The sequence below is a fragment of the Pseudomonas sp. Pseusp10 genome (genome assembly GCF_059492225.1).
Window position 1 is genome coordinate 1,603,778 of the sequence record NZ_CP168528.1, and the last position, 14,318, is coordinate 1,618,095.

14 protein-coding genes are annotated in these 14,318 nt (G+C 58.4%); 11 read left to right on the top strand and 3 right to left on the bottom strand.

What is annotated here, in order from left to right; translation table 11 throughout:
- Positions 1-134: 134 nt before the first annotated feature.
- Positions 135-1,316 (top strand): NO-inducible flavohemoprotein, encoded by a 1,182-nt coding sequence (hmpA, locus tag ACEN8Z_RS07185; protein ID WP_495597183.1) that lies wholly within the window; start codon positions 135-137, stop codon positions 1,314-1,316.
- A gap of 262 nt (positions 1,317-1,578) precedes the next feature.
- On the top strand, positions 1,579-2,088 hold the full coding sequence (locus ACEN8Z_RS07190; protein WP_277534725.1) for a disulfide bond formation protein B: 510 nt from the start codon (positions 1,579-1,581) through the stop codon (positions 2,086-2,088).
- 551 nt (positions 2,089-2,639) lie between these two features.
- Here ACEN8Z_RS07190 and ACEN8Z_RS07195 read toward each other — a convergent pair.
- Complete coding sequence (locus ACEN8Z_RS07195; RefSeq protein WP_495597184.1) at positions 2,640-2,900, bottom strand: hypothetical protein; 261 nt, start codon at positions 2,898-2,900, stop codon at positions 2,640-2,642.
- A 27-nt stretch (positions 2,901-2,927) separates the two neighbouring features.
- On the opposite strand from ACEN8Z_RS07195, the gene cyoA reads away from it, so the two are divergent.
- From cyoA to ACEN8Z_RS07225, 6 genes are all read left to right on the top strand, one after another.
- Positions 2,928-3,863 carry a ubiquinol oxidase subunit II gene (gene cyoA, locus ACEN8Z_RS07200; protein WP_008000697.1) on the top strand — a complete coding sequence of 312 codons (936 nt, stop codon included), beginning with the start codon at positions 2,928-2,930 and terminating at the stop codon, positions 3,861-3,863.
- A gap of 3 nt (positions 3,864-3,866) precedes the next feature.
- Positions 3,867-5,897, top strand: a complete 2,031-nt coding sequence (cyoB, locus tag ACEN8Z_RS07205; protein WP_111281029.1) for a cytochrome o ubiquinol oxidase subunit I — start codon at positions 3,867-3,869, stop codon at positions 5,895-5,897.
- A gap of 3 nt (positions 5,898-5,900) precedes the next feature.
- Positions 5,901-6,527, top strand: a complete 627-nt coding sequence (locus ACEN8Z_RS07210; RefSeq protein ID WP_008000700.1) for a cytochrome o ubiquinol oxidase subunit III — start codon at positions 5,901-5,903, stop codon at positions 6,525-6,527.
- Positions 6,528-6,866 (top strand): cytochrome o ubiquinol oxidase subunit IV, encoded by a 339-nt coding sequence (gene cyoD, locus ACEN8Z_RS07215; RefSeq protein ID WP_108229076.1) that lies wholly within the window; start codon positions 6,528-6,530, stop codon positions 6,864-6,866.
- Positions 6,867-6,877: 11 nt separating this feature from the next.
- Complete coding sequence (gene cyoE, locus ACEN8Z_RS07220; RefSeq protein ID WP_007986830.1) at positions 6,878-7,765, top strand: heme o synthase; 888 nt, start codon at positions 6,878-6,880, stop codon at positions 7,763-7,765.
- A 356-nt stretch (positions 7,766-8,121) separates the two neighbouring features.
- Positions 8,122-8,727 carry a LysE family translocator gene (locus tag ACEN8Z_RS07225; protein WP_495597185.1) on the top strand — a complete coding sequence of 202 codons (606 nt, stop codon included), beginning with the start codon at positions 8,122-8,124 and terminating at the stop codon, positions 8,725-8,727.
- Positions 8,728-8,858: 131 nt separating this feature from the next.
- Here ACEN8Z_RS07225 and ACEN8Z_RS07230 read toward each other — a convergent pair whose 3' ends face one another.
- Both ACEN8Z_RS07230 and ACEN8Z_RS07235 read right to left on the bottom strand, forming a co-directional pair.
- Positions 8,859-9,137, bottom strand: a complete 279-nt coding sequence (locus ACEN8Z_RS07230) for a DUF3077 domain-containing protein (protein WP_495597186.1) — start codon at positions 9,135-9,137, stop codon at positions 8,859-8,861.
- 601 nt (positions 9,138-9,738) lie between these two features.
- Positions 9,739-11,157, bottom strand: a complete 1,419-nt coding sequence (locus tag ACEN8Z_RS07235; protein WP_495597187.1) for an aminotransferase-like domain-containing protein — start codon at positions 11,155-11,157, stop codon at positions 9,739-9,741.
- A 148-nt stretch (positions 11,158-11,305) separates the two neighbouring features.
- Between ACEN8Z_RS07235 and ACEN8Z_RS07240 the strand changes: the two genes are divergently transcribed.
- Genes ACEN8Z_RS07240 through ACEN8Z_RS07250 form a run of 3 tightly spaced genes read left to right on the top strand, consistent with a single transcriptional unit; the run spans position 11,306 to position 14,273 of the window.
- A complete protein-coding gene (locus ACEN8Z_RS07240) occupies positions 11,306-12,406 on the top strand; it encodes an MFS transporter (protein WP_495597188.1) in 1,101 nt (366 codons plus the stop codon).
- A gap of 43 nt (positions 12,407-12,449) precedes the next feature.
- Positions 12,450-13,730 (top strand): ATP-grasp domain-containing protein, encoded by a 1,281-nt coding sequence (locus ACEN8Z_RS07245; protein ID WP_495597189.1) that lies wholly within the window; start codon positions 12,450-12,452, stop codon positions 13,728-13,730.
- Between the two features lie 48 nt (positions 13,731-13,778).
- The gene (locus tag ACEN8Z_RS07250) at positions 13,779-14,273 is read left to right on the top strand and encodes a RidA family protein (protein WP_495597190.1); all 495 of its coding nucleotides are present in this window, start codon (positions 13,779-13,781) and stop codon (positions 14,271-14,273) included.
- The last annotated feature ends 45 nt before the right edge of the window (positions 14,274-14,318 follow it).

Consider the following 14,318-nt stretch of genomic DNA (forward strand, 5'->3'; position numbering starts at 1 on the left):
GACTATAAATCAGGCGGTGTCTAAATGACTATCGTGCTGTTAATTTATTGTTTTATAACGATTAATTAGTTGGCATGGAAGCTGATAAGCATAGGGTAATCCGTTAGCAACTCAAGAAGACCAGGAGTTACCTTATGCTGAGCGCTCAAGACCGTGCCATCGTCAAATCCACCGTGCCGCTGCTCGAAAGCGGTGGTGAAGCGCTGATCACGCACTTCTATCGCATGATGCTCTCGGAATACCCGCAAGTTCGCCCGTTGTTCAACCAGGCCCACCAGGCCAGCGGTGACCAGCCGCGAGCCTTGGCCAACGGCGTATTGATGTATGCGCGCCATATCGACCAGCTCGACCAGTTGGGCGACCTGGTGGCCAAGATCATCAACAAGCACGTGGCCCTGCAGATTCTGCCGGAACACTATCCGATTGTCGGTACCTGCCTGCTGCGGGCCATCGCCGAAGTTCTGGGCGAAGAGATCGCCACTCCTGAAGTGATTGCGGCCTGGGGCGCGGCTTACGGGCAACTGGCGGACATCCTGATCGGTGCCGAAGCCAGCGTCTACGACCAAAAAGAACAGGCCCACGGCGGCTGGCGCGGGGCGCGGGAGTTCATCGTGGTGGACAAGGTCGAGGAGAGCGCCGAGATCACGTCGTTCTACTTCGAACCCGCCGACAAAGGCCCGATCCTAGCGGCAGAACCCGGCCAGTACATCGGCATGAAACTGATCCTCGATGGTGAAGAGATCCGTCGTAACTACTCGCTGTCGGCGCTGGCGAACAAAGGCCGGTACCGCATCAGTGTCAAGCGTGAAGCCGGTGGTCGCGCGTCCAACTACCTGCATGACCAGATGCATGTCGGCGCGAGCATCCAGTTGTTCCCGCCATCGGGCGAGTTCACCCTGACCGCCAGCGACAAACCGCTGGTGCTGATCAGTGGCGGCGTCGGCATTACCCCGACCCTGGCGATGCTCGAAGCGGCACTGGAAACCCGGCGGCCGGTGCATTTTATCCACTGCGCGCGCAACGGCAGCGTCCATGCCTTCCGCGACTGGATCGACGGCCTGGCCGAGCGTCACCCGCAACTCAAGCGCTTTTATTGCTATTCCGAGGACGACGGCGTGAGCCCGGCGGCACACAAGGTCGGTTTGTTGAGCCAACAGCAGTTGCATGCATGGCTGCCGGAGCAGCGTGACCTGGATGTTTACTTCCTGGGGCCGAAAGCTTTCATGGCATCCATCAAGCGCCACCTCAAGGCACTGGGCGTGCCGGAGAAGCAAAGCCGCTATGAGTTCTTCGGGCCGGCAGCGGCGCTGGAATAAACAGTACTGGAGACCGAGTCGCCTTCATCGCGAGCAAGCTCGCTCCCACATTTGATCTGTGAACGACACGGGCCAATGTGGGAGCGAGCTTGCTCGCGATGGGCGCACCCCGGTTTCAATTCTTGAAAAAGACTGGAAAGTTAATCCCTTCTTAACCGCCCTGTCGTCTATTCCCCCGAATCCCCCTGACATGCTCCAGACTCTCAAAGGTCCGGGTCAGCGTGTAGACTGGCGGGCAATCGATATTTTGAAGGGAAACGCGATGAGCGAGGAAACCATGCGGTTGGGGCGTGAGCGGCGCTATCTGGTGTTGCTGGGCATCATTTGCCTGGCGCTGATCGGCGGCGCGCTGTACATGCAAATTGTCCTGGGCGAGGCACCTTGCCCGCTGTGCATCCTGCAACGTTACGCGTTGCTGCTGATCGCGATCTTTGCCTTCATCGGTGCCGCCATGCGCACCCGTCGCAGCATCACGGTGTTTGAAACCCTGGTGGTGATCTGCGCGCTGGCCGGCGTCGGCGTTGCCGGGCATCACGTCTATACGCAGTTCTATCCGGCGGTCAGCTGTGGCATCGATGTGCTGCAACCGATTGTCGATGACCTGCCGCTGGCGAAGATCTTCCCGCTGGGCTTCCAGGTCGATGGTTTCTGCTCCACACCGTATCCGCCGATCCTCGGTCTGTCGCTGGCGCAGTGGGCGCTGGTTGCCTTCGTGCTGATCGTGGTGCTGGTGCCACTGCTGACTTCGCGTAACCGCAAAGCGCTGCGCTGAGGTCATCTGCCGCCACGCATTGTCGGACAAGAAAGCCCCGGTCCTCGCAGAGAGGACTGGGGCTTTTTTTGTCTTGCGCAGCGCATTTCAGAGGCCAGGTAAAATGACCGTGATGTGCGACAGCCAAGGGTGCGACACATGTGCGACATGTTGTCACAGAGTCGGTGTCGCAGGGCGTTCGATGAGGCCGGATTGGTGCATGGAAACGTAACGAAATTGGGCTGTTTTGCAGGCTTCCGGTTTTTTCCGTTCCGAGCACAAGCAGGCACTTTTAACACGGTCTGGCGAATAGCCAGAGCCCCCGTCATATCGGGCCTCGGGCACGCTCAAGGGCAGTGAACAGGGACCCGATACTGTCTGAACTGTGGGTGGAAGACCTACTTATTTTGGTGTTTTTGTTGAGAATGAATTTCGATAAGATGCGCCACTTTTGCGAAAACGGTTAATGATTGTTGCCGGTACGGATAAAAATTATTTCGGGATGAGACATGGTTTATAAAACGTTACATATCTACAATCGCCCGCACTGAATTCCCGGCACTGCTCAAATCTTAACCAGGCGTGAGCAGAAACAGGGTGTCGAGAGGTCTGGTGGCTTCATGCGATGCCCAGGTGTCGGAGCCTCCAACTACCCGCACCAAATGGAATTGGTCTGTAACAAGGCCTTTGACCACGAATTCGAATAAGAACTCACTGCAGGCCCGGGATTTGTCGTAAAGCGTCTGACGCGCGACGGGCATGCCCTTATTCAATCCAAGAAAAATGCCAACCCTTGGCAGGGTGAAGTGTTGGCGATCAAAACCCAACTGCATTGCGCAAGCTGCTTTAGAGGTCGTGAGATGAGTAAAAACAGGTACCCCAGACTACTAGGCTTATTGCCGCTGATCGGCACGTTGTTGCTGTCAGGCTGCAACATGACCTTGCTCAATCCCAAGGGCCAGGTCGGTCTGGACGAGCGAAACCTGATCATCACCGCAACGCTGCTGATGCTGTTGGTCGTGGTTCCGGTCATCGTCATGACCTTCCTGTTCGCCTGGAAATACCGCGCGTCCAACACCAACGCCACCTACACCCCGAAATGGAACCACTCCACCAAGATCGAGATCGCGGTGTGGGCCGTTCCAGTGCTGATCATCATTGCCCTGGGTTACGTCACCTACAAGTCGACCCACGCCCTTGACCCGTACAAGCCGCTGGAATCCGACGTGAAGCCGGTGACCATCGAAGTGGTCGCGCTGGACTGGAAGTGGCTGTTCATCTACCCGGAACAAGGCATCGCCACGGTCAACAAGATCGTGTTCCCGGCGCACACCCCGGTCAACTTCAAGATCACTTCCGACGCCGTGATGAACTCGTTCTTCATCCCTGCTCTGGGCGGCCAGATCTACGCGATGGCGGGCATGCAGACCAAGCTGCACCTGATCGCCAACGAGAACGCTGAAATGGACGGTATCTCCGCCAACTACAGCGGCGCTGGTTTCACCGGCATGAAATTCAAAGCGATCGCAACGACTCAGGAAGAATTCGACGCCTGGGTAAGCGAAGTCAAAAAGGCACCTAAACAGCTTGAACAAGCTGAATACGCAGCCCTTTCCAAGCCAAGCCAGAACAACCCAGTCGAGCTCTACTCCTCGGTGACGCCGAACCTGTTCCAGACCATCGTCGACAAGTACGAAGGCATGAAACCGGGTCCTAAGGTGCACCACGAGAAGAAAGAGAAAGAAGTGGCCGCTACGGACATGAACTCGCATTCAGCTGCCGGGGCAGAGGAGTAAACGATGTTTGGTAAATTAAGTTGGGAAGCGATCCCGTTCCACGAGCCGATTGTCATGGTGACCATCTCCATGATCGCGCTCGGTGGTCTGGCGTTGTTCGCTGCAATCACCTACTTCAAGAAGTGGACCTACCTGTGGACCGAGTGGCTGACGTCGGTCGACCACAAGAAAATCGGCGTGATGTACATCATCGTCGCCATGGTCATGCTGCTGCGCGGCTTTGCCGACGCCATCATGATGCGTACCCAGTTGGCCATGGCCACCGAGGGTTCGCCTGGCTACCTGCCACCTGAACACTATGACCAGATCTTCACCGCTCACGGTGTGATCATGATCATCTTCATGGCGATGCCATTCTTCACCGGCCTGATGAACCTTGCAGTGCCGCTGCAGATCGGCGCGCGTGACGTTGCGTTCCCGTTCCTGAACTCCCTGAGCTTCTGGCTGCTGGTTTCCGGCGTGGTACTGATCAACCTGTCCCTGGGCGTCGGCGAATTCGCCAAGACCGGCTGGGTTGCCTATCCGCCGTTGTCGGGCCTGCAATACAGCCCTGGCGTGGGGATGGACTACTACATCTGGGCGCTACAGCTATCGGGTCTGGGTACGACACTGACGGGGGTCAACTTCCTGGCCACCGTGCTGAAAATGCGTACCCCTGGCATGAAGCTGATGGACATGCCGATCTTCACCTGGACCTGCACCTGGGCCAACGTCCTGATCGTGGCTTCGTTCCCGATCCTGACCGCTACCCTGGCGCTGCTGACGCTTGACCGTTACATGGATTTCCACATTTTCACCAATGAACTTGGTGGCAATCCGATGATGTACGTGAACCTGTTCTGGGCCTGGGGTCACCCTGAGGTGTACATCCTGATCCTGCCAGCGTTCGGTATCTTCTCCGAAGTCATCTCGACCTTCACCGGCAAGAAACTGTTCGGCCACCACTCGATGATCTACGCATCGGGCGCAATCTCGATCCTGGGCTTCATGGTTTGGCTGCACCACTTCTTCACCATGGGTTCGGGTGCCAGCGTCAACGCCTTCTTCGGTCTGGCGACGATGCTGATTTCCATCCCGACGGGTGTGAAGCTGTTCAACTGGCTGTTCACCATCTACCAGGGCCGTCTGCGCTTCACCAGCCAGGTGCTGTGGACTCTGGGCTTCATGGTGACCTTCGCCATCGGCGGCATGACCGGCGTACTGCTGGCCATCCCGGGTGCCGACTTCGTTCTGCACAACAGCCTGTTCGTGATCGCGCACTTCCACAACGTGATCATCGGCGGTGCGGTATTCGGTTACATCGCCGGTTTCGGCTTCTACTTCCCTAAAGCGTTCGGCTTCAAGCTGCACGAAGGCTGGGGCAAGGCTGCATTCTGGTTCTGGATCTCGGGCTTCTTCGTCGCGTTCATGCCGCTCTATGCACTGGGCTTCATGGGCATGACCCGTCGTCTGAACGCCACCACCAACCCTGAGTGGGTGCCGTACCTGTACGTCGCCATGTTCGGTGCGGTGATGATCGCCGTGGGTATCGCTTGCCAGCTGATCCAGCTGTACGTCAGCGTGCGTGACCGCAACAAGCCGGAAAACATGTGCGAACACGGCGACCCGTGGAATGCACACACCCTGGAATGGTCGACCTCGTCGCCACCTCCGTTCTACAACTTCGCCGTGCTGCCAAAAGCCGACGTTGTCGACCCGTTCACCGAAGCCAAGGAAAACGGCACCGCGTACAAGGTTGCGGCCAAGTACGAGCCGATCCACATGCCAAACAACACCGCTACCGGTGTGGTGATGGGCGCGCTGCTGACCGTGTTCGGTTTCGCGATGATCTGGCACATCTGGTGGCTGGCGATCGCGAGCCTGGCTGGCACCGTGATCTACTTCGCGATCCACGCGGCCCGTGATGATCAAGGCTATATGGTGCCGGTCGACGTGATCGAGCGCATCGAAGCCGAGCAGCACAAGCGTCTGGTTGCGGCAGGGAAAATCCCGGCCACCGCCACCCGTGTTGAAACCTCGTTGGAACAGGCTTAAACCATGTCGAACTTAGTGACCAATGCTGGACACACCCATGTCGATGGACATGGGCATGATGACCATCACCACGACTCGGGCGAGATGACCGTATACGGCTTCTGGCTCTACCTGATGACCGACTGCATTCTGTTTGCATCGATCTTCGCGGCGTACGCGGTACTGGTTAACAACGTAGCGGGTGGCCCGTCGGGCCACGACATCTTCGAACTGCCATACGTACTGGGCGAAACCGCTCTGCTGCTGTTCAGTTCGATCACCTACGGCTTCGCCATGCTGGCGTTCTTCCGTGGCAACAAGAAGCAGGTCCTGGGCTGGCTGGCCATGACCTTCCTGTTCGGTGCCGGCTTCATCGGCATGGAGATCAACGAGTTCCACATGCTGATCTCCGAAGGCTACGGTCCGAACCGCAGCGGCTTCCTGTCCGGGTTCTTCACCCTGGTCGGCACCCACGGTCTGCACGTGACCAGCGGTCTGATCTGGATGGCGATCATGATGTACCAGGTGCAGAAAAAAGGCCTGACGGCGACCAACAAGACCCGTCTGAGCTGCCTGAGCCTGTTCTGGCACTTCCTGGACGTAGTGTGGATCTGCGTATTCACCGTTGTTTATCTGATGGGGACTATGTAAATGGCTAACGCATCACATTCCCACGGCCACGACGACGCCGGTCACGGCAGCGTCAAGTCCTACGCCATCGGCTTCATCCTGTCGGTGATCCTGACCCTGATTCCATTCGGTCTGGTGATGTACCCGACGCTGCCGAAGTCGATCACCCTGATGATCGTCGTCGCGTTCGCAGTCATCCAGGTGCTGGTGCACCTGGTGTACTTCCTCCACCTGGACCGTTCGGCCGCGCAGCGTAACAACGTGATTGCGTTTGTCTTCGCCGCGATCGTGATTGTCCTGCTGGTTGGCTTGTCGCTGTGGATCATGTTCAGCATCCACACGTTCATGATGGCGAAGTGAGGTAAATCCGCATGTCCCTCAAGCACTTTATCCAAATCACCAAACCGGGGATCATTTTCGGTAACGTGCTTTCTGTGGCAGGCGGATTTTTCCTGGCCTCCAAAGGGCATGTCGATCTGGCCATCTTCCTGGCCGCCATGATCGGCACGTCCCTGGTGGTTGCCTCCGGTTGCGTGTTCAACAACTGCATCGACCGCGACATCGACCTGAAGATGGAACGCACCAAGAACCGGGTGCTGGTCCAGGGCTTGATCTCCCTGAAACTGGCCCTGATCTATGCGACCGTCCTGGGTGTCGCCGGCGTTGCCCTGTTGTACAAGGTGGCCAACCCGTTGGCCGCGCTGTTCGCGGTAATCGGCTTCGTCATCTACGTCGGCTTTTACAGCCTGTACCTCAAGCGCAAGTCGGTTCACGGCACGCTGGTGGGCAGTCTGTCGGGCGCCATGCCACCGGTGATTGGCTACGTCGCAGTAAGCAACACCTTCGACATGGCCGCGCTGACCCTGCTGGTGATGTTCAGCCTGTGGCAGATGCCGCATTCCTACGCCATCGCGATCTTCCGCTTCAACGATTACCTGGCCGCATCGATTCCGGTGCTGCCAGTGAAGCGCGGCATCCAGGTGGCCAAGAAGCACATCCTGATCTACATCCTTGCCTTCCTCGTGGCGACCTTGATGCTGACCTTCAGCGGCTATGCCGGCATGAGCTACCTCGCCGTCGCCGCGGCCATGGGCATGTACTGGCTGTACATGGCCTGGACCGGCTACAAGGCAGTGGATGACACGGTCTGGGCACGCAAGCTGTTCGTGTTCTCGATCTTCACCATTACCGCGTTGAGCGTGATGATGTCCCTGGACTTCAAAGTGCCGACGGAGTTGCTGCTGACGTACGCGCCTTAAGCGTCGGATGCTGAATTGAAAAGCCCCGCCTTCGAGAGAAGAGCGGGGCTTTTTGTTGGGTACTTTCTTGTGGACCGAGTTGCTGCCATCGCGAGCAGGCTCGCTCCCACATTGGACTAGCGTTATCGCTGGTATCGAGCGCGACGCTGAGACCTGTGGGAGCGAGCTTGCTCGCGATGGCCGCGCCGCAGTGTTTCAGGAATTTCGCGAGGATAATTCGCTGCTTTGTGTCTGTAGGAATTTTGTCTTTTTTGGGTGGCGAATCTTCTGAATGAAAAAGTTATTCATCAGTCGACCATTGCCGTTCATTCGACGTGCAGATATTTTGCCTGCGGCGAAATTCAGGGAGCGAGCCGGTGCAGGATTTTCAACGGTCTTTGGTTTTTTCAATTGTCCTGTCGATATCGTTCGGACCCATTGCGTTGATCATATTGAGGCAGTCCATCTTGCATGGGCGATTAAGCGCGATTCCCTGCGCATTGGGTGCAGCACTGGCAGATGCACTGTATTCGGCTGTCGCGCTAGCGGGTATAGCGCTCGTTAAGACATTTGTACTAAAACATCTGGATCTGTTGACGATCGCCTCGATCGTCTATCTCTTCTATCTCGGTGTAAGGGTCTCTGCATACTCAGATCCAGATATGAACCACTCGCGCCAGTCAGGTTTTCTCTCAGTATTTGCCTTAACACTGACCAACCCCCTGACCATCGTCGCAATCACTTCTTTTGTCATCGCTAATCATTCGGACGGGGTGGCAGTTAACGTACCGCTATCCCTGACGGGTTTCTTTATCGGTAGTTTTGCCTGCCAGATGCTGTATGTCCTGGGAGGAGGCGTTGTTGGAAGAGCGTTGCGTGGAAGGAAGAATATTCGCGTATTGAATTGGCTTAGTGGTTTTTGTCTGATCGTTTTCTCGTTATGGAAACTACAAGAATTTTTGAGGGCAAAAGAATTTATGTGAGTGGGCTGAGCGCTTAGCCTTGGCTGATTCAAATTGCTTGCAACAAAACGGCTGCCTCGTTCGGCCCTGAAGTTACAACAATCGTCAGCTTGTAAGCCCCGCCCTTCGAGAGAAGGGTGGGGCTTTTTCATTCACGTGCGGTTGTTACACGGTGCATCGAGCACCTTCACCACGTCATCGATGATTGCCTTGCTCATATCCTGCAAATAGTGCGAGGCCCAGGCGTGCCGGTCGGAGTCGCGAACCATGGCGGCGTCTGAGGCGAGCAGTTTGGCGACGTGGAGCAGGTCGGAGGCGTGGTAGAGGGCTTCGATGACCGGGACTCCGGCGTTGATGCGGAACAGTGGTTCGTTGGCGTGGTAGGAGAAGGGGGTGAGGCCGATGGTTTTGAGGTCCTGGGGATTGGTCATTGGGCTTCACCTCTTGTTGGTTGGGAGGTGGAGGGGCATGACTGGTGTAGCAGACGGATCAATAACGTTCATTTGTAACTCCTGCATAAGTGAAGCTGTCCCGTTCGTTCTCAGGCGAATGGGTGGCAGCTGTGCGCAGGCTGAGAAACCGGAGATGCAGGACCCGGCAGACCCTAAGGTCTCCCACACACAGCCGCCATGACACGAAATTTCAGGCGTAAAAAACGCCAATAATCGTGGGGCGCAGCTGCGGGGCATCTTACCCGGGTTCTCAGGCCCGGTCGCTGAATTGGCAGCGACGGGGGGCGAAGTTAGCCGGCAAGGATGAGGTCGGCAATCGTAGCGATCTGCTGGCCGGGGGATGGCCGGGACACTACAACCCCCTGTGGGAGCGGGCTTGCCCGCGAAGGCGGTGTGTCAGGCAACATTGATGCTGGATGTGACGGCCTCTTCGCGAGCAAGCCCGCTCCCACATTGGACTAGCGTCGGCCCCCTGTGGGAGCGAGCTTGCTCGCGATGGCGGACTGACAGGCAACATCAATGTTGAATGTGATGGCCTCTTCGCGGGCAAGCCCGCTCCCACAGGATTGAGAGCAGTCGGTTACTTAAGTGGTTTATCGAGCAAACGGAAAAACCGCTCGCGCACCTGCAAGCTGTCACTGTGCGCCACGTTGAAGCGCAGGAACTGACTGGCATTCGGCCCTTTGCTCAACAAAGTGCCCGGCGCCAATACCATGTTGTTCTCCAGCCCTTGGCGAGCCAGGTTCTCGGCATGCAATCCATCCGGCAACCGCGCCCAGATAAACACGCCTTCGCCGGGTAGCGACGATAGCGAACACCCGGCCTCCGCCAGCCAAGTGGCCACTCGGCTGTTGGATTCATACAACCGGTCCACCGTGCGCCGCGCATGCTTGGCATAGCTGCCGTCGCTGAGCATGGTGCAGGTGATCTGCTCCGCCAGTTCCGACGTCACCCCGCCGCAGGCCATTTTCAGGGCGACCATGCGTGCCGCCAATTGCGGTGACAGTACGGTGTAGCTGACACGGCTGTTGGCGGTCAGGGTCTTGGAGAAACCGGAGACATAACTCACGTTGTCCAGCCCGCTGGCGGCCAGGCGCGGGGTGCGGCGTTGCTGGATGTCGCAGTACAAATCGTCTTCGACAATGTGGAAGCCATGGCGGTGGCTCAGCTCCAGCAAGCGGTAGACCTGGGCCGGGGTGAACGAGTGGCCGGTGGGGTTATGCAGCGTGCTGTTGGTCATGTACAGCACGGGTTTGTGGGCGATCAGCAGTTGCTCGAACGCGTCGAGGTCCATGCCGTCGCAATCCCGGGCGATGGTGATGACTTTGGCCCCGTGCAGCGCCAGGTTGGCGTGCATGTTGAAATAGCAGGGGTCGTCGAGCAGCACGGTGTCGCCGGGTTTGACCAGCAGGCGCATCAGCAGGTCGATGGCCTGCATGGTGTTGGCGGTGGTGATGATCTGGTCCACCGGCGCTTCGATGCCGAAAGTCGCCAGTTTGACCCGCAAAGCCTGGCGTAGCGGCAGATAACCACCGGCCACGCCGTACTCGCCCATGCGCAAGGACGTCGCTCGCAGGGTACTGCGCACGGCTTTCTGCAACTCTTCGGCGGGCAGCCAGGAGGTCGGCAGGAAACCGCAGCCGGGGCGCAGCGCGCCGTTGTCCAGCAGCAGTGCGCGGCGCACCACGCTGAGGGTGTCCTGGGGTTGCAGGTCCGGGCCGGTACCGCTTTGCAGCGCGGCGCTGGAGCGATGCACATAATGCCCGGAGCCTTGGCGTGACACCACCAGACCCTTGGCACGCAAGCGGTCCAGGGCATCGACCACGGTGGATTTGCCCACGTTCATCAAGTCGGAGAGTTCACGAATCGGCGGCAGTTTGGCGCCGTGGGGCAGGCCACCCGTGCTGATCGCCTGGGTCAGCTGATCGACGATCTGCTGCACCAGCGGCGCGCCGGGCTGGAATTCAATGGCGGCTATGACTGCACGTTGAACCTGCATTTTACTGGTCTCTCCGGCAGTAAAGTTCGTTGGATTCTATACGAACTTGCTCTGATCAGGATAAGCCTCTGTCTCTACCATGCCCTTACAGACTTTTCTGATGGTCGACCTTTGCCGGGCGGCAATCGCGTGGTTCATGAGGTGTTGCATGGGTGTCGAAACAACTGTCGCGGTCGCCAAACCGGTCATCAACCTGCGTTTGTTCACGATCCGGATCATCACCGCTGTCTCGCTGTTCGCGGTGCTGGGCAAGGCCAACGTCTGGCTCGATACGGCCACCAACAGCATTCTGGCCCTCGGATATCGCGCCTTGTTGCTGCTGTTGCCCCTGACTTTACTGGTGCTTGGCCGTCGCTCCCTGAGCGTCACGCTGCTGTGTGCCGGCCTTGGCCTGGTGCTGTTGGCGCTGACCAGCCATCAAGGCATGGTGATGTTTGCTGCCGCGCTGTTTGCCTATGGCATTGCCATTGCCGGTTACCTGATCAAGAGCGAAGCGGCCCAGACCAAGGAGGGTGCAGCCTACAACCGCGTGGCCATGAACATGGGCAGCCTGGTGGCCGGTTTGATCCTGCTGTCGCCACTGCTCACGCCAACCATGTTTTTCCTCGGTGCGGCGGCGTTCGTGTTGCTGTGCCTGCCGATTGCCCTCGGTGCGACTTTCACCAGCGAGCCAGTGATAGCCCGTCCGGCCAGTCAGGCCGGCAGCAACTGGGGCAACAAACTGCCCTGGGTGATTGCCGGGATCATCATGGGCATCAAGCTGTTCGGAGTGTTCTCGATCCTGCCGCAAGCGATCCTGCTCAAGACCGGCGAGCTGCCGGCCTGGTACGGCTTGATGCTGATCCTCAACAGCGCCGTGGTGGTGTTTGCCCAGGTGCCGGTGATGAAGCTGATCGAGCGCACCGGGCGCTTCAAGGTCGTGGCGGTGATCGGGATCATCGTCGGCGGCTTTGCCGTGCTGTCTTCGCCCGCCGCGTTCCACGTCGAAACCCTCGCCGGGGCGTTGATCTGGGTGGCGCTGCTGTCCATCGCCGAATGCGCCTTCAGCTACCTCGATTACTTCTCGGTCAAGCAGAACAACATGTTCGTCAAGGAAGTGTCCCTGGGTGTCGGGGCCGGGTTGACGGTGTTGATCATGCGGGTGGTGCCTGCGCCCTACAACGCGCTGGTGCTGGCCGTTATCGGTGCCGGAGGGATCCTGGCCTGGTACTGGCTCAACCGTAAATCCAATGCGTCGTTGCATGACTGAGTCATCGCCGTTGCGGTTTTCACTTTGCAGGTCGGGGGCATTAATGAATACGACTTCATGCGTGGTAGTGGTCGGGTACAACGGCAATCGGGTTCACGATATCCAGAAACTGCGCGAGCTGTGCAAGTCGCTCTACAACGCCAGGCTCATCCTGCTGGTCGAGAAAATTCAGCCCCATGACGACCAGGTGGCCGATCACGTCTGCAGCACTTCGCTGGCCGAGAAAGACGTGGCGGCGTCCCTTGAACTGGTGGTGGGGTGCCTGAATGCCGACAACTGGAAACTGATCGGCGTACTGCCGTTCTCCGATCGCGGCGTGCTGCTTGGTGCAGCGCTGGCCAGCCACTTCGGCCTGCCGGGCATTACCCCGGACGAAGCGCGGGCGGGCCTGGACAAACAGATCTTTCGCCGGCTCGAAGCGGCGGCCAGCACCTCCCCTGAAGAATACCGACCGGTGTTTTCCGCGCGAGTCGAAAGCCTGCCGGAACTGCGCCAGCGCGTTGTCGAACTGGGCGGCAAGGCTTTCATCAAACCGGCCTGCGAAGGCGCCAGCCGGGGCTGTCGCGTCATCCATCACCCTTCGGAATGCGATGACGCCTGGCTCGCCCTGAAGCCTTATCGCGAAGGCGGCATCGTCCTTGAAGAGCTGGTGCAGAACGCCCGCGAATACAGCTGGGACTACGTGGCCGGCAGCACCTGGGTGACTGAAAAAACCACCACCGAAGGCGCCTACCGCGCGGAGATCCAGCAAGTCGTACCGGCACCGCTTCCGGCACAGGTACAGGCGCGTTTGATGGCAGCCGGTCGGCATATGTCCGGATTGGTGTCCAGAAACAATGGTGCATGGCACAACGAAGTGTTCCTGCGCAGCGACAACCTGACCTCCGCCGTGGAAACCAACATGCGTCCCGGCGGCATGCACATCTGGGACCTGGCCAAACGAGCCTTCGTCAATTTCGATCCGTGGGAACGCTGGGTGCGCTGGGCAGTGGAAGGCCGGACCGAACAGCATGAGCCAGTGGCTCGCGGCTACTGCGGCATTCGCCTGCTCAGGGCACCGACCGGCGGGATCCTGCGTGCCACGCCTGACATCGGGGTCCTGGCCCGCGCACTGCGTATCGACCTGGTGGAAGGGCAGTACGCCAAACGTATCGGCGACTCGGTCAGCGCGCTGGTCAAAGACAATTTCTCATTCATCGGCCACATCGTGTTGTTCAACGAGCACTACGGGCAACTGAGCAACGACCTGTTGCGTCTGGCCGAGTCGATTGAGTCACGCATCGAGGTGACTTGCCTGGCACCGGCCACCCGCGCCGTGTGCTGAGCCCGCAAGCACCAGGTTTTTGCATTACTGATTAAGAGGGTTCGATCAATGATCCAGCACATGACCTGCGATGAACGCTTCATCGCCCTGGCCAAAGAGTTTGGTTATGACATCTACGGCGAAAACACCGCCGGCGGGCATTACGCGCCGCTGATCCGTCATCACGATGAGCTGTACATCAGCGGCCTGGTGCCGCGCATGAACGGCAAGATTCACTACCCCGGCCGGGTCGGGCTGGACCTCAGCATGGCCGATGCGCAAGCGGCGGCCAGCATCAGCGCGATGCGCGGCCTGGCGCTGATCGTCGATGCCATTGGTTCGCTGGACAAAATCAAGTCATTGATCCGGGTAACGGTCTATGTGAAGTCCACGGCGGACTTTGTCGATTTGAGCGAAGTGGCCAACGGCGCTTCGGATGTGTTCAGCCATGTGCTGGGCGATGCCGGTAAACATACACGCACCACGATAGGTGTGTATCAGTTACCCAAGAATGCCGCGATTGAAGTGGACATGATCGCCGCCTTGCGCCCATCGGTTTTATAAAATATTCCCCCGGCTTTACAGCGCTGAACCGTTAACTTAAGGTTC